At 61.5% G+C, this 22,998-nt stretch carries 18 protein-coding genes and 5 pseudogenes; 10 read left to right on the top strand and 13 right to left on the bottom strand.

All coding sequences use genetic code 11. The features are described from left to right. Positions 1-45 precede the first annotated feature (45 nt). Together istB and istA are read right to left on the bottom strand one after the other, a co-directional pair. Positions 46-882, bottom strand: coding sequence for an IS21-like element helper ATPase IstB (gene istB / locus ACVWYO_RS05090; RefSeq protein ID WP_457354858.1), 837 nt, complete (start codon positions 880-882; stop codon positions 46-48). A gap of 5 nt (positions 883-887) precedes the next feature. Next, complete coding sequence (gene istA / locus ACVWYO_RS05085) at positions 888-2,390, bottom strand: IS21 family transposase (protein WP_457349055.1); 1,503 nt, start codon at positions 2,388-2,390, stop codon at positions 888-890. Positions 2,391-2,579: 189 nt separating this feature from the next. Here istA and ACVWYO_RS05080 point away from each other — a divergent pair. Further along, a pseudogene (locus tag ACVWYO_RS05080) lies at positions 2,580-3,062 on the top strand (integrase core domain-containing protein); the annotation flags it as partial. 164 nt (positions 3,063-3,226) lie between these two features. On the opposite strand, the gene ACVWYO_RS05075 reads toward ACVWYO_RS05080, so the two are convergent. The 11 genes and pseudogenes from ACVWYO_RS05075 to ACVWYO_RS05025 form a co-directional block, all read right to left on the bottom strand. Next, positions 3,227-4,042 (bottom strand): class I SAM-dependent methyltransferase, encoded by an 816-nt coding sequence (locus ACVWYO_RS05075; protein WP_457349054.1) that lies wholly within the window; start codon positions 4,040-4,042, stop codon positions 3,227-3,229. Between the two features lie 313 nt (positions 4,043-4,355). Next, the gene (locus ACVWYO_RS05070; RefSeq protein ID WP_457349053.1) at positions 4,356-4,856 is read right to left on the bottom strand and encodes a hypothetical protein; all 501 of its coding nucleotides are present in this window, start codon (positions 4,854-4,856) and stop codon (positions 4,356-4,358) included. Positions 4,857-4,871: 15 nt separating this feature from the next. Then, on the bottom strand, positions 4,872-5,333 hold the full coding sequence (locus tag ACVWYO_RS05065; protein WP_457349052.1) for a polysaccharide deacetylase family protein: 462 nt from the start codon (positions 5,331-5,333) through the stop codon (positions 4,872-4,874). 409 nt (positions 5,334-5,742) lie between these two features. Beyond that, positions 5,743-6,087, bottom strand: a complete 345-nt coding sequence (locus ACVWYO_RS05060; protein WP_426265368.1) for a low affinity iron permease family protein — start codon at positions 6,085-6,087, stop codon at positions 5,743-5,745. Positions 6,088-6,418: 331 nt separating this feature from the next. After that, positions 6,419-6,787, bottom strand: a complete 369-nt coding sequence (locus ACVWYO_RS05055; RefSeq protein WP_457349051.1) for a hypothetical protein — start codon at positions 6,785-6,787, stop codon at positions 6,419-6,421. Between the two features lie 273 nt (positions 6,788-7,060). Next, complete coding sequence (locus tag ACVWYO_RS05050; protein WP_426265366.1) at positions 7,061-7,390, bottom strand: hypothetical protein; 330 nt, start codon at positions 7,388-7,390, stop codon at positions 7,061-7,063. An 818-nt stretch (positions 7,391-8,208) separates the two neighbouring features. Beyond that, positions 8,209-8,640, bottom strand: a complete 432-nt coding sequence (locus ACVWYO_RS05045) for a response regulator transcription factor (protein WP_457349050.1) — start codon at positions 8,638-8,640, stop codon at positions 8,209-8,211. Between the two features lie 54 nt (positions 8,641-8,694). Beyond that, positions 8,695-9,093, bottom strand: coding sequence for a response regulator transcription factor (locus tag ACVWYO_RS05040; RefSeq protein WP_457349049.1), 399 nt, complete (start codon positions 9,091-9,093; stop codon positions 8,695-8,697). A 148-nt stretch (positions 9,094-9,241) separates the two neighbouring features. Continuing rightward, complete coding sequence (locus tag ACVWYO_RS05035) at positions 9,242-13,180, bottom strand: PAS domain S-box protein (RefSeq protein WP_457349048.1); 3,939 nt, start codon at positions 13,178-13,180, stop codon at positions 9,242-9,244. 184 nt (positions 13,181-13,364) lie between these two features. Further along, a pseudogene (locus tag ACVWYO_RS05030) lies at positions 13,365-13,595 on the bottom strand (transposase); the annotation flags it as partial. Positions 13,596-13,835: 240 nt separating this feature from the next. After that, positions 13,836-14,972: pseudogene (locus ACVWYO_RS05025) on the bottom strand (IS3 family transposase). Between the two features lie 91 nt (positions 14,973-15,063). On the opposite strand from ACVWYO_RS05025, the gene ACVWYO_RS05020 reads away from it, so the two are divergent. The 9 genes and pseudogenes from ACVWYO_RS05020 to ACVWYO_RS04980 all read left to right on the top strand — a co-directional run. After that, positions 15,064-15,591, top strand: a complete 528-nt coding sequence (locus ACVWYO_RS05020) for a GGDEF domain-containing protein (RefSeq protein ID WP_457349047.1) — start codon at positions 15,064-15,066, stop codon at positions 15,589-15,591. A gap of 57 nt (positions 15,592-15,648) precedes the next feature. Beyond that, positions 15,649-16,011: an IS66-like element accessory protein TnpA gene (gene tnpA / locus ACVWYO_RS05015; protein ID WP_457354868.1), complete on the top strand. Its 363-nt coding sequence runs from the start codon at positions 15,649-15,651 to the stop codon at positions 16,009-16,011. Further along, positions 16,008-16,355 (top strand): IS66 family insertion sequence element accessory protein TnpB, encoded by a 348-nt coding sequence (gene tnpB / locus ACVWYO_RS05010; RefSeq protein WP_457349046.1) that lies wholly within the window; start codon positions 16,008-16,010, stop codon positions 16,353-16,355. The genes tnpA and tnpB overlap by 4 nt, the downstream gene beginning before the upstream one ends. Before the next feature lie 120 nt (positions 16,356-16,475). Then, a pseudogene (locus ACVWYO_RS05005) lies at positions 16,476-16,982 on the top strand (IS66 family transposase); the annotation flags it as partial. 381 nt (positions 16,983-17,363) lie between these two features. Continuing rightward, positions 17,364-17,942: an ANTAR domain-containing response regulator gene (locus ACVWYO_RS05000; RefSeq protein WP_457349045.1), complete on the top strand. Its 579-nt coding sequence runs from the start codon at positions 17,364-17,366 to the stop codon at positions 17,940-17,942. After that, entirely contained in the window at positions 17,939-19,153 is a 1,215-nt protein-coding gene (locus tag ACVWYO_RS04995; protein WP_457349044.1) for a CmpA/NrtA family ABC transporter substrate-binding protein, read from the top strand. The genes ACVWYO_RS05000 and ACVWYO_RS04995 overlap by 4 nt, the downstream gene beginning before the upstream one ends. A gap of 184 nt (positions 19,154-19,337) precedes the next feature. Beyond that, the gene (locus ACVWYO_RS04990; protein WP_457349043.1) at positions 19,338-20,621 is read left to right on the top strand and encodes a nitrate/nitrite transporter; all 1,284 of its coding nucleotides are present in this window, start codon (positions 19,338-19,340) and stop codon (positions 20,619-20,621) included. Continuing rightward, a complete protein-coding gene (locus ACVWYO_RS04985) occupies positions 20,621-21,838 on the top strand; it encodes an alginate export family protein (RefSeq protein WP_457349042.1) in 1,218 nt (405 codons plus the stop codon). Before ACVWYO_RS04990 ends, ACVWYO_RS04985 begins: the two co-directional genes overlap by 1 nt. Next, a pseudogene (locus ACVWYO_RS04980) lies at positions 21,835-22,983 on the top strand (NAD(P)/FAD-dependent oxidoreductase); the annotation flags it as partial. The gene ACVWYO_RS04985 and the pseudogene ACVWYO_RS04980, both read left to right, overlap by 4 nt. Positions 22,984-22,998: the final 15 nt, after the last annotated feature.

The following is a 22,998-nucleotide window of genomic DNA, read 5'->3' as shown; positions in this document are numbered from 1 at the left end:
TCGCGGCGCGACAGGGATGGCGCGTCTGTTTGTCGCTGGCAAGATTTATGTGGTGCTTTGATTGTCGCTGGGCGTCGATTGCTCGACCGTCTTGATTGTCGCGTAGGTCGGCGGTCTGCCAGCACCGGTACGTCGCTGGACGGCGGTACGACGCCGGTAGCTTTCGACGTTCATCTCGAAGATGGTTGCGTGGTGGACAAGGCGGTCGACGGCCGCGAGTGTCATGGCGGGATCGGGGAAGATCCGGTTCCATTCGCCGAACGGCTGATTGGCGGTGATGAGCATCGAGCGTTGTTCGTAGCGCGCGCTGATGAGTTCGAAGAGGACCGAGGTCTCAGCCTGGTCCTTGGTGACGTAGGCCATGTCGTCGAGGATCAGCAGATGGTATTTATCGAGCTTGGCGATGGCGGCCTCCAGCGTCAGCTCGCGACGCGCGACCTGGAGGCGCTGGACGAGATCTGAGGTCCGGGTGAAGAGCACGCGCCAGCCATTCTCGATGAGCGCCAGGCCGATCGCGGCAGCCAGGTGACTCTTGCCGCCGCCCGGCGGGCCGAACAGGATGAGGTTGGCGCCCTGTTCGAGCCAGCCGTCGCCCGCGCAGATCGCCATGACCTGGGCACGCGAGATCATCGGCACGGCATCGAACGCGAAGCTGTCGAGCGTTTTGCCCGGTGGGAGCTTGGCCTCGCCAAGGTGCCGCTCGATGCGGCGTCGATCGCGTTCGGCGATCTCGTGCTCTGCGAGCGCGGCCAGGAAGCGGGCAGCGGGCCAGCCCTCCTTGTCCGAGCGCGCGGCCATCGCGGGCCAGTGGTGCTTGATCGCGGGAAGACGCAGGTCATTGAGGATGAGCGTCAGACGCTGCGCGTCGATCGGTTGGGTCATGTTGGTCATGCCGCCACTCCGTTCAGCAGGATATCGTATGTGCTGAGCGGTGCCAGCGTGACGACGACCTCGGGGAGTGTTGCGGGATCCGGCGCGAAGCGTCGGCGCAGCGCCGCCATGTCCGGCAACCGACCAGCATCGAGATCGGTTGCGAGGATGTCGGCGAGCTCTGCCTCGCAGGCTCGCTCGTGCGCAAGCGCGAGCAGCTCGACCATCGTTCGACAGGCGATGCGGTCGGGCAGTTGCTCGAGGAGCCGGTCGAACATCCGCCGATACGCCTCGCGCGGGAACAGCTGCTCGCGGTAGACGATGCCGATGAGCGCCATCGGCTTACGCCGCAGCGAGTGGATCACGTGCCGATAGTCGACCACGTGACCGTGCTTACCGTTCCCGACTGACCTGCCGCGCAGAAGCGTCATCAGCCTGGTCGCGCCAAGGAAGACGTCGAGCCGATCGTCATAGAGCCGGACGCGCAGGCGGTGCCCGATCAGCCGCGAGGGAACGGTGTAGAACACCTTGCGCAACGTGAAGCCGCTGCTTGAGGTGACGGTGACGATCACCTCTTCGTAATCGCTGGTTCGCCGGTCGGGTAGCAGCTTGAGGTGGACGCGCTCGGCATCGATCCGTGCTGCCGCCCGGCGGTTCTTGGCCGCGATCACCTCGTCGATGAACCGCCGATAGGCGGCCAAGTCGTCGAACGCGGCGCTGCCGCGCATCAGCAGTGCGTCGCGGATCGTCTTCTTGAGATGTCCGTGCGCGCTCTCGACCGATCCGTTCTCGTGCGCGACGCCGCGGTTGTTGCGGCTCGGCGTCATGCCGTAATGCTCGCACAGCGCATCATAGCGACGGGTCAGATCGGACCGGGCGTCGGCATCGAGGTTGCGGAACGCAGCCGACAAGCTGTCGGTGCGATGATCGAGCGGGCTGCCGCCGAGCGCCCACAGCGCGTTCTGCAGTCCTTGGGCCAGTGCGGCATAGCTCTCGCCGCCGAGGATCACATGGGCATGCTCGAACCCCGACCAGACGAGACGAAAGTGACAGAGCCGGTGATCGAGGGGAACGCCGGCGACCGTAACCGCGAGATCGGCCATATCGGTGAAGTCCGACAGTCCCATCCGGCCTGGTTCGTGGGTCTGGCGGAAGATGACCTCCTGCTCCTCGCCATGAAGCGCCCGCCAGTCGCGGATCCGTCGTTCGAGCGTACGCCGGACCCCGGTGCCAAGATCGGGATGGCGTCGCAGCATCTCCTCGAATACCGCGACCGAGCGCAGGCCGGGTGCTTCACGAAGCAGCGGCACGACCTCGGCGTCGAAGATATCGGCCAGAGGATCGGGACGGCGTCGTCCCCGAACAGCCTCCTTTTGCGAGGGCAGCCGCGGATCGCCAGCGATCCGATATCCGCTCGCCGTGCTGAACCCGGCCTTGGCAGCCGCGGTCGCGACGCCGTCACTGTGTCGGAACTTCATATAGAGCCTCATCTGATGATCGTTGATGTGGCGACCGGGCATCTGCGGCTTCCCCTGCGAGCGAGGAAGCCGGGAATACCCGACCGACCGTGATCATCAGCGGCAACGCCCCATCAGGAACGCGCCATCGCGAGGGGCTACGTCGGCTCCGGGCTACGCCCTGCGCCGCCGCAGCCCCTCGCGATCCTCATCCTGTTTGTCGCGCTTTGCTCATCCTGATCGCCGCGCCGCATCCATGACCAACTCGCCACGGGATCGAAGCTACGCATCCTGACGGTGATCGACACGTTCAGCCGGTTCTCGCCAGCAGTAGTGCCACGGTTCAGCTTCCGGGCGCCTGACGTGATCGCCGTGCTGGACCGGGTCTGCGGCGAGGTCGGCTATCCAGCCTCGATCCGGGTGGATCAGGGCAGCGAGTTCATCTCCCGAGACCTCGACCTGTGGGCGTACATGCGGGGTGTCGTACTGGACTTCTCGCGGCCTGGCACGCCGACGGACAATGCGTTCATCGAGAGCTTCAACGGCAAGTTCCGGGCGGAGTGCCTGAACCAGCACTGGTTCATGAGCCTCGACGACGCGGTCGGAAAATGCGAGACTTGGCGTAGAGACTATAACGAGGTGCGACCACATAGCGCGATCGGCAATAAGCCGCCGATATCGCTGGTGAACCGGTCAGCGGCACATGGCCCGCCCTGGCCGGCAGGAACTGGATGACGCCCAGCCGGGTGGTCCAAGAATGGGTAGCAGCTCAAACAACGGCCGGTCTCTGGTTGCCGCTGGATGAAAGACGGGGGTCAGGTCAGGAGTGCTTAACTTGGCGAGCGCAAGCGAGCTCGCGGCCTACCGAGTCACCGGTAGCAAGCACACACAGGTCGCCCTCATTTGACCAGCACGGTCACACGGAGGAACGCTGCCGATATCGCCGTCACATCGTTGACGGGGCTGTGATTTTGCTGTTCGAACAGCGCGAGGAGCTCACTCTTCAGCTGCTCGGCGTGGCCGTTGCTCTCGGCTGACTCAACCGCGTTAATCGTCGGACCGTAGAATTGGATGAAATCGTTCAGGAGCGCCGCGGGCGGACCTGGATATTCGAAGGTGTAAGTATCTCGGCTACAAGAGATGCAGCTCGGTTCGATGTCGGCGGCTTGGAAGCGTGCGACAACCTCGTCCTCCTTGCCCCAAAGCATCGGACTGACGAAGCCGGCGGGCGGCGGTGGCGAGTAGGCCGAGCTGATCTTTAGCACCTGCGCGACGAGCGTCGGATCGCCGGGTATCCAGTTCCTTATTACGATCCTTCCGCCCGGCCGAGTCACGCGGACCATCTCTTTCGCGACGTCTGAGGGCGACGGCGCAAACATCGCTCCGAAGATGCTAATGACGAGGTCGAACCGATCATTCTCGATATCATCGAGGTGCGAAGCGTCGCCCTCTTGGAAATGCAGATTGACCAGCCCTTCGGCTGCGGCCCGCCTGTTGCCGGCTGCGACAAGGTTACTCGCAATATCGACACCGAGCACGTCCGCTCCGAGCTTAGCGGCAGGTACCGCGGTAGTTCCGTCTCCGCAGCCGAGATCCAGTACACTCTGACCGCTCTTGATCCCGATCGACGCCGCCAGTGCGGTGCCGCTATCCCGCATGCTCGCCGCTATCCGCGTGAAGTCGCCCTTCTCCCAAAGTGCCTTGTTTGCGTTCATGGATCCCTCCCTGTCTGCATCTTGCCCATACCCTAATATCGCTGAGCTCGCGATTCGGGTGGTGACGGTAAATCTCCGGTGAGTGTTCTTGTTTCAAAGCCCACAACATGATCGACCCCTACCCCCCCACACTGTCGAATTAGCCGAATCCCCTATTGGCTGGCGACGAGGTCCCGAATATGGCTGCCGCTGAAGAAGCTGCGCGAACGCGGTGGCGCGCCCGGACGCATATCGTCGTTATTGTCGCCGTGTCGCGAAAGCTGTTCGATGAGGCAATCTCGCGAGCGCGGCGCGAGGGGCCGCCTATAAGGCACTACGGCGTTAAGGGTATGTCGCCGCCGAGTGGCGACACGGCGCGCGGATCCTCCTTGAATTCCAGCCTCATGTCGCTCGCGGCAATAGCACTTGGGACCTCAGGGATGCTCTCGAATGGCAGGTCGCGGTGTAGGGTCGATGACCAGCGCTCCAGCCACTCGTTGCCGTCGCGCCCAACATATCGATCCGGCGCGCGATAGGCGGGGTCGCGCATGGCAGCGTCCAGCGACACGACCCTAAGCCCCTCGGCACGCAGGATGCCTGCAAGGCCCTCTAGGCTGGCTGCGTTAAGCCGGCTGGCATGGAGCAGAAACACGAACGCGGGCTGGCGCCCGAACAGCGCGCGGCCTGCCAGTCTATACCAACCGACGATCCTCCGCGTGAACGCAAGGTATGAGCGCTTTATGGCTGCCGCCCCGCGCGCGTCCCCGCGCTCGACTGCATCATCGTAGAGTGCCGAGAACTGCCAGTCGCTATTTTCCATCGTGACCGGGGCCACCCGATACCTACGGCTTCATAGCCAGTCCTCGAACGTGGCGCGTGCCGCCACGGTCGTGCCCGTCTCCAGATAGGGATATCGGAACCATCGCTCGCGGCGACCCTCGGCGGCAAGGAGCGGGGATGTAACCATCTCGCCGCTTGCGACATCGGCGATGTAAGCGTCGACCGGTGTCGTGTTCAGAGACAGGTGCGAGAAGGTGTGGTTGCCGAGGTCCATGCCGGCGTCGAGCCATTGCTGTAGCAGCGCGATGCGTTGCGGACGGTCGGCGGCTTCGAGTTGGATCTCGTTGACGAATCCGGTCACCTTCCAGCGGTGCCGCGTCATACCTACGAGCAGACGGTCAGTGACCTCGGCACCATCTGCCGCGGACTCGAATTTTCCGAAGACCCGCAGGTCGTCGAACGTAAGCGCGACGCGCCCGGACGAAGTTAATCCCGCGGACGGCAGGGCCGTCAGCGCCGAAAGCACGAGCATGGCGCGGGCGGCTCGCTTCCACCGGACCGCTATCATTTAGCGAAGAGCGTCGCGGCGTTCGCGGTCACCGGGCATTGCCCGCCACGAAGGCGCGATGAAGGACATCGATCTGTCGCCCGAGACGAAATTGGCAATCCGGTCCGCTTGGCAGACAGTCAAGGCAGGCGAGGATGAGATGCGTGATTTGAAGCATTCGATGTAATCTTGAGGCCTCCCGCCGGGCAGCGGAGCGCCGGCTGGCCGACCTACCCCGTACTGTTTTTCATATAGTACATTGGCGGAACAAACGAATTTTCGATTTGCTTAATTTCGGCGTTGCCGATCTAAAATTCTCTTCGTTATGTTGAATCAACCATCTGATTGCAACTAGCCCTCGAAATTGCTCTCGCGAACACCTTCGAATGAGGCTTTAAGCGAAGTCACTGCTGTTCTGCCGTAGGGCTTCCAGATGTTCGATAGATTTTGATTCTATGCCCGCCACCTCGTTACGGGCTCCGTCCATGGCGATCACCAACTCATCCATCTTTAAATGTAGCGCCTTCTCGCTCCGCCGCTGGCCGTTAAGAACCATCTGAGTCAAGGTGATCGATGCTACAGATAGAATGAGAGTCAACGTATTTTCACCGGCGGCACCAGCTTTCAAAAACCAACCAGCGCAAAACATTGCGACGAGCAGGATCGATAGAGGTGCGCCAGCGAGATCGGCTGTCCGACCAGAAATACGACTCCCAAGTTCATTGAGGCGTTTCAGCATTGGCTACTCGCTTTTCAATATTGCTGCTCGGCGATATCAGCGAAGGTTCGTCGGTTACGAAAACCTCCTCTCGATTACGCGAATTTTATTTCGGATCGGTTGGGGCGCTGGTTTCTACAGTGTTATTTTTCGTCGTTCGCAGCGGCGCATTGCGACGCCGGTGTTGAACATGCCCATGATGAACACCCGGTGATGAACAACCATCACGGGCTTGGAATAAGTATCCTCTTTGGTCGTCGATCCATGATATCGCGGCAAACGCGTAGAACCGACCCGATCGTTTAAGAATGCGCCGCCGCCACGATGTCATTGTAACGGCGGCGCATTGCAATCAGCAGCCGTTGCGGTTTCTGTTGCGATCCCGGGTGTTGTTTTTGTCGAGCGTCCGCCCGAGCAGTGCGCCCCCGACGCCGCCCGCAATCGTGCCGAGCGTTCCGCCACCCAACACGTTGCCAAGCACTGCGCCGCCAGCGCCACCGGCAATTGTGCCAACCGCACCGTTCCCGCTTCCGCAATGGCGATTGTCGTATTGACCGCGGTCGGCATTACTACGGTAATACCGATCACCACCATTATAAGCGCGATGATGACGATAATGATGATAAGTTTGAGCAAGTGCCACGTCGGGCAAGGTGGCGATGCCAGCCGTCGTCAAGGCTGCGACTGCCAAAACTGCCGAGCGGGTGATTTTTTTCAACATAGCCTTCTCCTTTAATTTGCTTGAACCCCGATACACGATTGATTCGGCCCTATACTGAATGCATCTGACAGAAGCCGTTCATGTCTCATGGTCTGCTGCGGAATAGTCCAATTCCGACACCTCGATGTTGATGCGTCGGCGTTTCTTGCAAGCAGTCGGCGTTCTGACAGCGGGGATTTCTTTGGCTGCCGGGAAGTCCCATTCAACCACGCAGTGGGCGGCGGAGGTGGCGTCGATTTCATGGCGCCACCCCGCCTGCGAAGACGACGGATGCTATTGCTTACTATCGTCTTTGACGCCGATCGTTGGAACGTCGATCGATGTCTTTTTCGTTTCGACCTTGGGGACCGTCACGGTTTGCTTGCTGGTTCCGACAACGACTTCTTTGGAGTGCACCGTCACGTCCGGGAGGGCGCCGTTCTTGGCGCTCACGTTCACGGTTGGCAGGGCGCCGCCTTTGACATTCGCGCTCCAGAAGCCGGTTGCGAAAAGCAGTCCAACCACGATCAGGATGGCAAGCACTATGCCGCCGATGACAAGACCGGTGCTGCTCCGCTTCTCGACATAGGTCGTGTCGCCGTTCGCTTCGCGATATTCAGCCATTTCCGTTGTCCTCTAACACCGTTGGTAAACCGGAGGGGCCGCTCGTCTGAACGGTTCCGAGCAGAGCCAGGTCATTGAGCCTCCGAGGCCATGTTGCGACATCTCGGCAAGGCAAGTCCTGGCTTTCCCCAGCTCAGATGAAGACGTAACTCCGGCGTAACGAAAATGTTACATTACCTTTTATCAATGTGCTTTTGCGCGATGTCGCCAACGGCGCGATGATCGCCGCTGGGCTTGGCTACCCGGCGGTCGCACTCGGCAGACCTGCTACATCGGCGGTAGGCTGTGAATAGGCGTCGAAACCAGGCCCAGCCTAGATGCACCTAAGTCATTGTGGCGGAAAACAGAATCAAGGTTCTCCGGGCCCCGATCGGCGCCGATCAGGACCCTATAATCCCAGATTGATTAGTTTTAACAGATGCTTGCTAGGTTTTTTGTGGGGCCCCGCTGCGACGCTCATCTACAGAGTACGACTCTTCAGATTTTTGAATAATGCAATAGCTTTCTCTGATAAGTTTTACTTGATCATCTGACAAAGCCACGACCGTTCTCCTGGGTTCCGTTGCACCTTCGAACTGATCAGTAGGTAGCCCGCTTCAGCGAGCTATCGTTCCGAAGATGATCCATCACCTCCGTGAGAACGGCAAGAGCGGAATTCAACCAGCGGCGATTTTGGGGCCACTGCATCGGGTAAGGCGATGACGGGGCAGTGGGGGATGCTGGTATTCAAACCAACGATCGAAGATCGGGTGACTTGCGTTAGGGCTCCAGTTTCCTCCAGCCCAAAACCGATGGCATTGCATACCAACAATGGGTTTCTAGGTGCGCCGCGTGGATCGAATAAATAAACTATTTTCGACAATAGCTTTGACTTTTTGAACAAGGGCATCTGATTCGAATGGTTTGACGAGATAACCATCAGCACCAGCGCCAAGTCCCTCTTCAATCTTCTCCTCACCCCCGGTAGCAGTTAGCATTAGCACCGGGATTAGGTACGTCTCGGGTGTTGCTCGAAGGCGCTGTAATATTTCAATTCCTTGCATGCCCGGTAGCGAGCGATCAAGTATCACTAGGTCGGGCTTTTTGAATGCGATCGTCTCATACGCCAGCGTGCCGTGACCGATTACACCGATTAGATATCCGGCGTTCGTCAACAGATCCTTGACGATATCCGCCATTAGATCGTCGTCTTCCACATAGATTATTCGGATAAGCCGTTTGGGTGGCAGGGCAGTGTCAGACTGGTGCATAAAAAACCCGGCTCAGTATGATCATGTGGGGCCCAATCACGGCAGTAGAGCGGATCACCGAGTGGGCCGACGGGCCATAGCAATCCGTCGTTTTTCCAGCAGCTCGGATACGCGAAAAACAAGTTCATCGGGATCGAAAGGTTTCTTCATATAGTCGTTCGCGCCTTCATACATCGCAAGTTCTACGTCGCGCTCGCCGCGGCGACCCGTAAGCATCAAGACTGGCGTATCATAAAACTCGGTTGTGTTGCGCATCTCTCGAAGAACTATGATGCCGTTCTTCTCGGGCATATTGCAGTCAAGGATAACCAAATCGGGCTTTCTGTCTCGAATGACTTTCATCATGTCCGTGCCATCTGCCAAAAGCCCTACGGCATGCCCGGCTGCATTGAGTGCTTCGATGGCAATCTCGGCGACGATCTCGTCGTCGTCTGCCATGATGATTCGAGCCATTTCAGTCTCCCTACAACACCCGCCTCGCTCGATGGACGCCATGATTATGAGGAGGTAATGTATCGTACGCAATCGGGGGTATTAAAGATCCAAGCTCGCCGGATGGGCCCGGCCGTCTTTGGGTACGTAAGCGCATTGCGGCCTTACCTCATGCCGCTTGTCGCAACGCAATGGCTGCGGCTTCGGCAACCGCGGCGCACTGACCAACAGGGCATGCGAGCAGCTCATCCTCGCACCGCTTGGCGCGATCCCCGAGTTCGGCCTCACCGAACATAGCTGCAACTCCAGCAAGCTTATGAAGAAGGTCCGCAACCTCCATAATGGCTTTCTCGGCGGGCGAGTCATCCATCGACAACTCCTCGAGCTTGCGAACTGTGTCCGCCTTGCGAGTGCGATAACGATCAAGAAGCTTTGTGCTGACCACTGACTTTACGATCGGCGTGGCCGTTTCCGAAACGACGAACCTGGCGAGGATGGCCGTGAGGTCTCGCACGCGGACGGGCTTGGCGAGATGAGCCTGCATGCCCGCTATGAGACACGATTCAATATCTTCCGCATAGGCGTTGGCAGTCAACGCTACGATCGGCAGTGCCTCCGGAGTAAACCCCGACTCGCGCAACCGGCGGGTAGCCTCCAACCCATCGACCTCGGGCATCTGCATATCCATCAGGACCAACTCGAAGGGCTGGCCCGACTTTTCAGCCGACTCCACCATTGTGATCGCCTCCGCCCCGTTCACTGCGAGCATGGGCTCCATGCCAGCGCGATGAGCCATGGCCATGATCAGCTCCTGATTGATGTCATGGTCCTCCGCGATCAGCACGCGGGGTTTCCGAACGATCTCACCAACAATCGGGGTCACGGTAGAAGCCGCCTCGATCGTAGCGACTTCGCCCTCGATAATCCGAAGCGGCAGGCGCACCGTGAAGGTGGTGCCCTCGCCAACCACACTCTGCACAGTGATGGCTCCACCCATAAGATTGATAAGTTCGCCGCTGATGCTGAGACCAAGCCCCGTCCCGCCATATAGCCGTGCCGTGGAATCGTCGGCTTGAGTAAATTGGTCAAAAATCACCTCCAGCCGCTCAGCCGGAATGCCGATCCCAGTATCCGTCACGTCGATACGCAACATCTGCTGTTCCACCAGAACATTGACCGTAACCGCGCCTCGCTCCGTAAATTTTGCGGCATTGCCGATGAGGTTAAGCAAGACTTGCCGCAGCCGCAGCGGGTCACCCAAAAGACGCCGCGGAACAGCAGGATCGACTTTGGTCGACAGCGCTACGCCCTTAACGCTGACAACAGTCTTCATCAGGTCCGCGCAACGCCGGATTATGTGGCGAATATCGACCGGCTCTTCAGTGACGTGCATCTTTCCCGAGTCGATTTTAGAGATGTCAAGAATATCATTGAGTAGCCGCATCATCGAACGGCCGGACTCGGCGATCAGTTCTACGTGTCGGCGCTGGTCGGATTCCAGCTGGCCGGCTAACACCAGCTCGGTGAAACCCAGTACGCCGTTCATGGGTGTGCGTATTTCATGGCTCATATTGGCAAGAAAACCAGCCTTGGCGCGGGTGGCGCTTTCGGCTTTATCGCGAGCTCCCACCAATTCGCCCTGAAGTTCCTTTCGACTACCGATGTCGCGAATTGCCGAGATCACACCGCCCTTAACGCCCATGTCGCCCTCAGGTGCGCGCCAAGGCTTCATGTGCGATTCCAGCCATCGCCAGTCGCCGTTTGTGTGGCGTAGTCGATATTCGACCGTTCGCGCCGTCTGCGTGCCTGTAATGAGAGCGACGTGCGCGGCGTGAACTGCCTCCAGATCTTCTGGATGAATGAATTCGCCGCAGTGCCGACCCGTTAATTCTTCGGGAAGATAGCCCGACAGTTCGACACAAGAAGGAGAAGCATAAACCACGAAGCCGTCGTCGCCGGTGCGGAGTACGACGTCGGTCGCGTTCTCTGCAAGTAGACGGTATTGCTGCTCGCTGAAACGGACGGCCTCCTCGGCTGCGGCCTGAGCGCTTATGTCCTGGATGACACCAAAGATGCCGATCACCGCGTCGTCGGGAGCACGTTCGGCCTGGCCTTGCGACGCGACGCGTTTGGTGCTCCCATCCGGAAGTAGCAGCGTCGCGGTAAATTCAAAGCTCTCCCCGGTTTCGATGGTGTGCGCCACTAGGTCGCCGACCCGCTGCCGATCGTTCGGATGGTATGCGCTTATTGCGTTCTCCAACGCTGGCGAATAGCCATTTTCCACGCCGTGGATGCGGCAAACCTCGTCCGACCAGATGGCCTGGTTGCGAGCCAGGTCGACTCGCCAGTGGCCAATTTGCGTCAGAGCAGAAGCCATCGCGAACAGGCGGTTGTTCTCCTGAAGGCGAGCAGAAGACTCGGCAGCCTCCAATTCTACCGCGCGCCGCTGGCTCACGTCGCGGACGCTCGCCACGAACTCGATCGGGTCACCCGCGTCGTTCCTGACAAGTCGGTATGCCGCTTCTAGCCAGACGTAGTGACCGTCACGGTGTTGTTGTCGATATGTGCATATGGGATTAGTCGCGCCCGCCAGCAGCGTCCGGCATACCTCCATGACGCGCATGCGGTCCTCGACGTGGATCGCCGCGACTGGCGCGCCGCCAGTCATCTCCTCGGGCGAATAGCCCAGCACCACCCGGCAAGCCGGCGAAACGTACTTGCGTATGCCATCAAAGCCGATGCGGACGATCATATCGCTCGAATGATCGGCGAGGAGGCGGTGCATCCGCTCGCTTGCGAGCAACGCCTCCTGCTGAAGGACAGTCGCCGTCACATCTCGGATGTTGCCAGTCGTACCCAAGAAGCGGCCATCCTCGCTTGCAAGGCGTCGGATCACGACTTCGATATGCCGGCAATCATTAGTCGAAGTCGAAAATCGCTGACGCAGCGTCCAGGCGTCGATTTCGCCCGACACGATCTTCATATATGTTTCGGTAGCAGCAACGAGGTCGTCGGGATGGAGCAGCTTGGTTGTCGGCCACCCGAGGCTCGCTTCGACCCGGTAACCGGTGAGCAACTCCCATGCAGGATTGAGAAAAGTCCAACGGCCCTTCGCATCCGTTTTGAAGATGACCTCACCTACATTATCGAGGATAGATTGTGAAAAATCGCGGCTGTCCTTCAACTCGCGACGTAACGTCTCGCGAGTCGCTAGTGTTGACGCGACCGGAAGGCCCATGGCGAAGCTCACGGCTAGAAAAAGCTGAAGTGCCACGAGCTGGTCGCCGCTACCTCCTTTCACCAGCGTGATGGGGCCAATGCCCGCCATCGTGAAGCCGGATGCAACGATGCATATGATCGCTATAGCCGCAGCTGTACCCACAACCCCTTTTCGAAAGGCAGCGAGGATAACGATCGGACATGCGAGGAACAGAAACGGAAAACGACTTTGGGCGAATATGAGGCTGGCAGCGGCTGTCGCCATCGTCAGAAATACTAACCACTCCCGCAGGCCCCGGCGGGTCGGCCACGTCCTGTTTCGCCATTCCTGTGCGGCAATTATTATCAGTGGTGTAACAATTAAGAGGCTCAGTCCATCGGCGAACAACTTGGTCAGCCAGACCGTCACGTCGAAGTACTTCCCGGGCGGTGCAAGCACGACGGCATCCAGCGTCGCCGCGGCGGAAGGAGCGATCAGAGATACCAGCAGGAGCCAACCCAGTGCGCGAATTTCCTCGATTGCCGGCGAAGGCCCACAAAGCTGGCGCATAGCCCAAACGACTATTGCCACCTCAATCGAGTTCGCAACGGCCAACGCGACTGCCAGCAAAACCGTATCGCCTACGATCAGATTTGCCAAAATGTTTGCGACGAAGCATGCCGCCAAGTACGTTAAGCCTTGGCCTGGTCGCCGTAGTAGCACGCCTGCAAGTACTGCATTAGGCAGCCAAAGCGCCGCAATGCGCCCTGTGCCGCGTGTCAGCTCGATCCCGAGCAGCGCCAAAATCCAAAACAGGACAGCGACAGCCGCGAATCCCGGCAACAGGCGAGCAAAGGCGTAAAGTTGGTTATGTCGTGCGTTTGTGACGTGAGAGACGGTTGGTCGCATCTCATACTCATAATTGCGCACCTGTTAAATTATCGTCGCTGGGGCAATGGGTCGCCGATATCGTAGCCCCGCACGTTGCTCGACATGGCGGTTTTACAACCTGTTGAGACTGCTGAAAAAGGATCGCGTGGGATCGGCGTGGCGGATGACAGGTGACGCCGGACACCGGAAGATGCGCCCCGTATCAGACCGGCGAGGCCTGCCGGGCCAGCAGCTGAAGATTGTATGCGGCGGCAGCCATGGAGAACTCTTCAGCTGCTCCGGCGAGGCCCCGCAGCTTGAGCGTTCGTAGCTTTAGGTTACGTTTCAGGTGGCCGAACACGCGCTCGATCCGCTGTCTTCGACGCCACGCGTGTATGTAGGCGTCGGCGCGGGCAAGGGCGCGCACGGTGTCGCGGGCATCCTCGCTGACGACCCATCATACTCGTGCCTCCCGCCGATCTCCCGCAGTGAATCACGCCCCTATGCCCCTATCGCTATCTCAAATGCGCATTTTTCAACAGTCTCGACCAATTTATGACACCAAAAATCTGTGCAAAGACCAGCGCGTGTTTTCGAAAAGGAATTATCTCGATAGTCGGCGGGTGAGCGGGCAGAGGTGGCTCGGTTCATTTGAACAGCTCGGCGCGATTGCTAAGTGGAGCGTCCGCCGGTTTCATGCCGCTGCGAGAAGCGGCCGGTTGAAGTAGACGTGATCGGGCGTCCTGCGGTCAAGCGACGAATGCGGGCGTCGTCCATTGTAGAAGGTCAGATACTGGCCGATCGAGGCGCGCGCCTCGCTGACTGAGGCATTAGGCCCGCAGGTAGACCTCCTCGTATTTCACGGAGCGCCATAGGCGTTCGACGAACACGTTGTCGCGCCAGGCGCCGCGGCCGTCCATGCTGATCGCTATCTTTTCGCGCTGCAGGACGGCGGTGAAGGCCATGCTGGTAAATTGACTTCCCTGATCGGTGTTGAAGATCTCCGGCACCCCGAAGCGCGTCAGCGCTTCCTCCAAAGCTTCGATGCAGAAATCAGTCTCCAGCGTGATCGACAGCCGCCAACTGAGCACCCGCCGGCTGAACCAATCGACGATCGCAATCAGATAGACAAAGCCGCGCGCCATCGGGATGTAGGTGATGTCGGTCGCCCAGACCTGGTTGGGCCGCGTCACCGCCAGCTTGCGCAGGAGATACGGATAGATCTTGTGGCCCGGTGCCGGCTTCGAGGTGTTCGGCCGCCGGTAGATCGCCTCGATCGCCATCTTCTTCATCAGCGTCGAGACGTGCAGGCGGCCGACCTTGATGCCTTCGGCGGCAAGCAGGTCGCGCACCATCCGGCTGCCCGCGAACGGGAAATCCATGTGCAGCGCGTCGATCCGCCGCATGAGGGCAAGGTCGGCAGCCGAGGTCGGCCTGGGAAGATAATAGACGCTGCCGCGGCTGATACCCAACTCGCGCGCCTGCCGTGTCACTGACAGCGCGTGCGAACGGTCGATCATCGTTTTGCGCTCGGCAACAGTCCTGCTTTGCTGAGCGCTCCGGACAAAAAATCGTTCACCAGCGTCAGTTCACCAATCTTGGCGTGCAACGTCTTCACGTCGATCGCCGGCTCCGCCGGCTCGCTATGGTTCTCCGACCCGAAGACCCCCGCCGCCCCTTCCAACAGCTGGCCGCGCCAGATCGTGATCTGGTTCGGATGAACGTCGAACTGCTGCGACAACTCGGCCAGCGTCTTCTCGCCCTTCACGGCCGCAAGGGCCACCTTCGCCTTAAAGGCCGGACTATGGTTCCGGCGTGTTCGCTTCGTCATCTTATCTCCTGTTCGGCAGCCATGCTGGCCGCCTTCAGGCAGAAACTCCACTTAGCAGCCTGTCCAGATTTGCCGAGCCACCTCTCTCCGTATGGTAGCGCAGGTGGATCAGCTTACCGGCGCGCTCACCCGTCGCGGCTTCGTCGAACAGGCTGAGCGCGAGATAGCGCGCGCTCGCCGTAATGGCCGCTTCGGCACGCTCGTAATGATCGACCTCGATCACTTTAAATTGGTCAACGATACCCACGGCCACGCAGCTGGTGATCGGGTTCTGAGAGCCTTATCTGATGTCATAAGTGCGACGCTTCGCCCAATCGATGTGTTCGGTCGCTTGGGCGGTGAGGAGTTTGCAGTTCTACTGCCGGAAACGACCGGCGGCGACGCGAAGTTTGCCATCGAACGTTTGCGTCAGGCTATCGCCAGCCACCCGATATCTCTCGAAAATACCGCAACGCTTCACGTCACAGCAAGCTTCGGTCTGGCTAACTTTACATCCGGTACCAGCTCATTCGAGGCTTGGTTGAAGCAAGCCGATGCAATGCTTTACGCGGCCAAAGCGGCGGGGCGGAACTGCATGCGAGGTACGCCTCCGATAGCGGCCGCCTTGCCGGTGGCGTGATGGACCGGTCTTAAGCGTGCTCTTGAGAGCGAGCTTAGGAGCGGTTTGGTGGGTCAGATGACGGTTTTTGGCGGGCCTGAGCGTCGGCGGCGCTGGAGCGAAGAGGAGCGGCTTCAGATCTTGGCAGAGGCGTTTGCGCCCGGCGCGTTCGTGGCCCAGGTCGCGCGGCGGCATGACGTCTCGACGGCGCTGATCTACACTTGGCGCCGCAAGCTATGCCAGCCGGTCGCAGAAACCGGCACGTCACTTCCCGCTGAAGCCGGCTTCGCCGAGGCGGTGGTGGTTGATGATCAGCGCGCCGATCAGGCGCCCTCACAGCCCGCCATCGTCATTGATCTGGCGCGCGTGGGACGGGTGAACATCTTCGCCTCGGCGCCGCCTGCCCTGGCCGCCGCCGTGCTCAAGGCTGTTATGCGATGATCCCCGTCCCGAGCGGCGCCAGGGTCTGGCTTGCTTTGGGTCACACGGACATGCGCCGGGGAATGCGTTCACTCGCGTTGCAGGTCCAGCAGGTCCTGAAGAAAGACGTCCATGCCGGCGACCTGTATGTGTTCCGGGGCCGGAGCGGGTCGCTGTGCAAGATCCTCTGGCATGATGGGCTGGGCATGTCGCTTTACGCCAAGCGCCTGGAGAAGGGCCGCTTCGTGTGGCCGGCGGCGAAGGACGGAACCATCACGATCTCGGCCTCAGCGATGGCGTGCATGCTCGAGGGGGTCGACTGGCGCAACCCTCAGGAAACGTGGCGTCCGACCCAGATCGGCTGAACGCTTCGCGACAATCAGGATGAGAAAAGCGCGATCGGCAGTTGCTCTTTGAGGTCAGAAAATCGGCGGAAATCTGCCAAAAAATGTAGGCCTGTCGGGGCTGATCTGTTATCATCGATCATGGCTTCGAGCGATGCATCCGACGAGCTTTTGCAGGTTCGCGCTGACCTCGCCGCTGCCCGCGATCTTGCTGAAAAGGCCGAGGCCAAGGCGCTCGATGCAAAAGCTGAGGCGGCCCGGGTCATGGCGATCAATGCCGACCTTCTGGCGCGTAACGCCCATCTCGAACTGATGAACGAGAAGATGCGTCGCGACAAATACGGCCCGAGCTCGGAGCGCATCCGTCGTCTGCTCGACCAGCTGGAGCTGACGTTCGAGGATCTTCAGACCGACGCCACCGAAGCCGAGATCCGTGGCGAAATAGCCGCGGCCCGGGCGACGGCTGTAACCGCGTTCACGCGCAAGCGGGCAACACGCCGCGACTTCGATCCTGGACTGCGGCGCGAGCAGGTCATTATCCCCGCACCCGAGCAGTGCCCATGCTGCGGCTCGGACGATCTCAGCCATCTTCCCGCCGATATCACCGAGACGCTGGAAAAGGTGCCGGCGCGCCACAAGGTGATCCAGATGGCGTTAGCTGGTCGTTTGGGCGATCCCGAGGTCCGTCGATTTAGCGAACGGCAACGCTCGGGCTGATACCGGTTCGGTATGTTCTTAGGAGTAAACCCCGATAAGCTGTCGTTCGAGCGGCTCCGCCCGGCCGGCAGCAGTCTACCAGAGCTTGTCATTCAAGTCAGCGTTGGTGAACGTCCGATTCTGACGGAAGCTGCCGATCAGGGTGCGCGGCGCGGAGGGTCGACGATGCGCTCATTATCGCCGCTCCCATGACATGTTTGCGGCCCCAGAAGCTGTCGTCGTAAGCGCGCTCACGGTACTAGCGGATCGTCCGCTCAATCAGCTTTGGTCTCCCAGGTCATCGGTCTAAGGGATGTCACGAGGGATACGCATTTGAGAATTGCGATTGTCGATGAAAGTGCCGCACGCGCGGCGGTGATCGAGGAAGGCCTGCATGATGCGGGCCTCAGCGATGTCACGATCTTCGTCGATCGCCGCGGCATCGCCGCACGGCTCGAGGCGTTGTCGCCCGACGTCGTGCTGATCAACCTGGCTAATCCGCACCGCGACGAGCTCGAGGAACTGTTCGCGCTGTCGAAGGCGATGGCGCGGCCGGTCGCGATGTTCGTCGACCAAAGCGACGTCGCCGGGATCGAGGCAGCGATCGATGCGGGCGTTTCCGCCTATGTCGTCGACGGACTCAAGAAGGAGCGGATCCGGCCGATCCTCGAACTCGCGATCCGCCGCTTCCGCGCGTATTCGCGGCTGCGCACCGAACTCGACGAAGCGCGCTCCGCGCTCGCCGAGCGCAAGGCGATCGACGAGGCAAAGGCGCTGCTGATGAAGAAGCGCGGGATCGACGAGCCCGCGGCCTATGCCGCGCTGCGCAAGGCGGCGATGGACAGCGGGCGGCGGATCGGCGACGTCGCCGACGCTATCGTTACCGCCAACCGGCTGATGGGGGACCTATGACGACCACGCCGTTCCGCATCGGTTTCCTGCCGCTGGTCGACGCCGCCTTGCCGATCCTCGCGCGCGAGCTGGGCTTTGCCGAGGACGAGGGTATCGCGCTCGAGCTCGTGCGCGACATGAGCTGGGCGACGGTCAACGACCGGCTGCTTTACGGCCATAGCGATGCCGCGCATCTGCTCGCGCCGCTGGCGATCGCGACGACGCTGGGGCTGGGGCGGCCGGCGACGCCGCTGTCGGTGCCGTTTGTGCTCGGGCTCAACGGCAATGCGATCACGCTGCGGCCCGACCTTGCGGCGCAGGTCACCGCAGTGGGAGCGCCCGGCGACGTCGCGGTGATTGGGGCACGGCTTGCCATCGTCGCGCAGGCGGCGCGCGAGCGCGGCACGCCGCTGCGCTTCGGCGTGGTACATCGCTATTCGAGCCACAATTACATGCTGCGCTATTGGCTGATCGGCTGCGGGATCGATCCCGATCGCGACATATCAATCGTCACGGTCGCGCCGCCTTTCGCAGCCGATGCACTTGCGGCGGGCGAGATCGACGGAATCTGTGTCGGCGAGCCGTGGAACAGCGTCGCGGTCGACCGCGGCGTCGGGGTGATCGTCGCGGTGACCTCACAAATCTGGCTGCGCGGCGTCGAAAAGGTGCTGGCGATGCGCACCGCGCGGATGGAGGAGGATCCCGATCTCACGCATCGGCTGTTGCGCGCGCTCTACCGGGCGGGCATCGCCTTCGTCGATCCGGAGCGGCGCGAGGAGATTGCCGCGATCCTTGCTGGTCCCGACTATCTCGATGGGTCGGCAACGCTGATCGGGCACGCCATTTCGGACCGCATCGTGTTTGCGCAAGGGGCCGCGCCGATCGACGTGCCCGACTTCATGTTCCAGCACCGCGAGGCTGCCAATTTCCCCTGGGTAAGCCAGGCGGCGTGGCTCTATGCGCAGATGTGCATCGCCGGCCACGCGGCACCGAACCCGGCCGATTACGACGCGGCGCAGCGCGTCTTCCGCCCCGACGTCTATCGCGCCGCGCTGCGACCGCTCGGTGTGCCGCTGCCGGGAGCGAGCTCGAAGCTCGAGGGCGGGATCGCCGGATCGCTCGGTGTCGGCACGACACAGGGGCGCTTGATTCTGAGCGCCGATCGATTCTTCGATGCGCGCAGCTTCGATCCGGCCGATCTCGCCGGCTATCTGGGCGGATTCGAAGCATAATCCGCATCGCCACAGATAATTGTTGCGTTGCGGCGCGAATCACGGCAGTTTTCGATCATCGTCGAGTCGCTGCAACGGAGTAGCGTCTTCGGCATCACCAACAATTTGGCAAAGTCGCCGTCGCGTCTCTAATGATCGAGCGCCGCGGCGGCTTTTTTGCGTTTGCTCGAGGGGAATCGGGACGATGACGCAGCTGCAGACAGAGTTCGACGCGGGGCTGGTGGGGACCAGCGCGCGACCCAAGGCGAAGCCGAGCGCAGCGGGCGCAAAGGGATTCTGGCAGAGCGGGCATCGCCCGACGCTGATCGCCGCCTTCCTCTATTTCGATCTCGCCTTCATGGTGTGGGTGCTGCTCGGGCCGCTGGCGCCGATCATCGCGAAGGAGCTGGCGCTGTCGCCGGCCGAGAAGGGGCTGATGGTCGCCGTGCCGACGCTTGCCGGCGCGGTGCTGCGGCTCGTCAACGGTCTGCTGGTCGACAAGATCGGGCCAAAGAAGACCGGCGCGATCGGTCAGATCGTCGTCATCGCCGGTCTGTCGATCGGCTGGCTGTTCGGGGTCAACAGCTTTGCGGGCACGCTCGCGCTCGGCGTCGTGCTCGGTTTTGCGGGCGCGAGCTTCGCGGTCGCGCTGCCGCTCGCGTCGCGTTGGTATCCGGCCGAGCATCAGGGCAAGGCGATGGGGATCGCCGGCATGGGCAATTCGGGCACCGTGCTCGCCTCGCTGTTCGCGCCGATGCTCGCCAAGGCGTTCGGGTGGAACGCGGTGCTGGGGCTCGCGGTGATCCCGCTGGCGATCGTGTTCGCGCTCTACATGGCGATGGCGAAGGATTCGCCGAGCCAGCCCGCACCCAAGCCGTTCGCCGCCTATCTGTCGGTGCTCAGGGAAGCCGACACTTGGTGGTTCATGCTGTTCTACGGCGTGACCTTCGGCGGGTTCGTCGGGCTGGCCGCCAGCCTTCCGGTCTATTTCACCGACCGCTTCGCGCTGACCCCGGTGACGGCGGGCTATTGCACCGCGGCGTGCGTCTTCGCCGGGTCGCTGGTGCGGCCGATCGGCGGCGCGGTGGCGGACAGGGTCGGCGGGATCAGCACGCTGACTGCGGTCTATCTGCTGGCGGCGCTCGTCCTGGTGGCGATCAGCACCGCGCCTGCCTCGCTGGTCGTCTCGCTCGGCCTGTTCCTGCTGGTGATGGCGACGCTCGGCTTCGGCAACGGCGCGGTGTTCCAGCTCGTGCCGCAGCGCTTCCGCAGCGAGATCGGCGTGATGACGGGCCTGGTCGGCTTCGGCGGTGGGATCGGCGGCTTCTACCTTGCCTCCTCGCTCGGCTTCGCCAGGCAATGGACCGGCAGCACTTCGCCCGGCTTCCTGATCTTCGCCGGGCTCGCGGTCGTCGCCTTGCTCGGGATTCTCAAGGTCAAGCGCCACTGGCGCGGCAGCTGGACCGCGGCGAACGGAGCGCGGATCTGATGCGCGCGCTGTCGCTCCTAGCGCTGGGAGGGCTGGTGGCCACACCGGCCCTAGCCGACCCGCTCACCTTCACCCCGTTGATCGATGCGCGGCTGCGCTACGAACATGTCGAGCAGGCGCCGCTTGCGAAGGACGCCGACGCCGTCACGCTCAGGCTCCGCAGCGGGTTCGAAGCGAAGCTCAGCGATTTCAGCTTCCTCGCCGAATCCGAGGCGACGCTCGCGATCAACCCGGCGTACAATAGCGGGGTCAACGGCAAGACGGCTTACCCGATCGTCTCCGATCCGCAGAATATCGAACTCAACCGGCTGCAGCTGCAATATCGCGGGCTCAAGCAGACCGTCGTCACCGTCGGGCGGCAGGCGATCAACCTCGACGACCAGCGCTTCGTCGGCGCGGTGGCGTGGCGGGACAATGAGCAGACCTTCGATGCGGTGCGGGTCGAATGGTCGGCCATCAAGAACCTCAAGGCCGATGTCACCTATGCGAACAATGTCCGCACGATCTGGGGGATCGACGGCGGCAATCGCTTCGGTCCGACGCGGCTGGGCGAGATCGGCGGCGACAATGTCTTCGTCAACCTTGGCTACAAGACCAGCCTCGGCACGCTGACGGGCTTTGCCTATCTGGTCGACCAGGATCAGCGGCAGGTGTTCGTCAATTCGAGCCAGAGCTATGGCGGGCGATTCGCCGGGGCCTATCCGCTGAGCAAGACGCTCAAGCTGAGCTACCTCGCGAGCTTCGCGTCGCAGCGCGACTATCACCGCAACCCCAACCGCTATCACGCGGACTATTGTGCCGGGGAACTCGGCATCGCCGCCAAGGCGCTGACGCTGACCGGCGGCTATGAAGTGCTCGGCGCGGACAGGGGTGTCGCGGTCACGAGCTTCCAGACTCCGCTCGCCACGTTGCACAAGTTCAACGGCTGGGCCGACAAGTTCCTCGTCACCCCGCCCAACGGCCTGCGCGATGCCTATGGGTCGGTTGGCTATGGCTGGAAGAAGGTCGCCGGGCTCGACGCGATCGCCCTGGTCGCCGCCTACCACCGCTTCGACAGCGACCGGCTCGGCCAACATTACGGCGATGAGGTCGATGCGCAGCTCAGCGTCAAGCAGGGCCGATACACCGCGCTCCTCAAATATGCCGACTATCGCGCCGATCGCTTCGCGACCGACACCAAGAAACTCTGGCTCTCCCTGGATTGGGCTTTCTCATGACCAAACCGCATCTCATCGTCATCGGTAACGGCATGGCGGGCTGCCGCGCGGTCGAGGAGATCCTCGCGCGCGATGCGGAGCGCTATCGCATCACGATCTTCGGCGCCGAGCCGCACGTGAACTACAACCGCATCATGCTCTCGCCGTTGCTCGCCGGGGACAAGGCGTTCGACGACATCGTGATCAACGATCTCGCCTGGTACGCCGACAATGCGATCGAGCTGGTGGCGAGCGACCCCGTCGTCTCGATCGACCGCAAGATCCAGACCGTCACGGCGCGGTCGGGCAGGGTTGAAAGCTACGACAAGCTGATCCTCGCAACGGGCTCCGACCCGTTCATCATCCCGGTGCCGGGGCATGATTTGCAGGGTGTCGTCACCTTCCGCGACATGGACGATGTCGGCGCGATGCTGCGCGCGGCGGACGCGGGCGGCAATGCGGTGGTGATCGGCGGCGGGCTGCTCGGGCTTGAGGCTGCGCACGGCCTGTCGCTGCGCGGGATGAAGGTGACCGTGCTCCACATCATGCCGACGCTGATGGAGCGCCAGCTCGACGAAGCGGCTGGGTGGCTGCTCAAGGAAGCGCTCGAGGCGCGCGGACAGACGATCCTGACCGGTGCCGACACCGCCGAAATCTATGGCCAGGGCAAGGTCGAGGGTGTGCGCCTGAAGGACGGACGCGACATGCCCGCGGCGCTGGTGGTGATGGCGGTCGGCATCCGCCCCAACGTCAAGCTCGCGCGCGGCGCCGGGCTGGCGATCGGGCGCGGGATCCATGTCGACGATCATCTCGTCACCTCGGACGCCAACGTGCTCGCGGTCGGCGAGTGCGTCGAGCATAACGGCCTCGTCTATGGTCTCGTCGCGCCGCTGTGGGACATGTGCCGCAGCCTCGCCGACGGGCTCGTCGCGACGCCCTCGGGCTATACCGGCTCGGTCACCTCGACCAAATTGAAGGTTTCGGGGATCGACGTCTTCTCGGCGGGCGATTTCTCGGGCGGCGAGGGGTGTGAGGATATTGTGATGCGCGATGCTTCGCGCGGCATCTACAAGCGCGTCGTCGTCAAGGACGACCGCGTGATCGGCGCGGTGCTCTACGGCGATACACAGGACGGCAACGGCTTTGTTGCAAAACTGATGGCGGGGATTCACGCAGGGAAT

This window comes from Sphingomonas sp. UYP23 (assembly GCF_054059235.1).
Note: the sequence above shows the minus strand (reverse complement) of the source record. Positions and strands in the feature narration are given on the sequence as shown.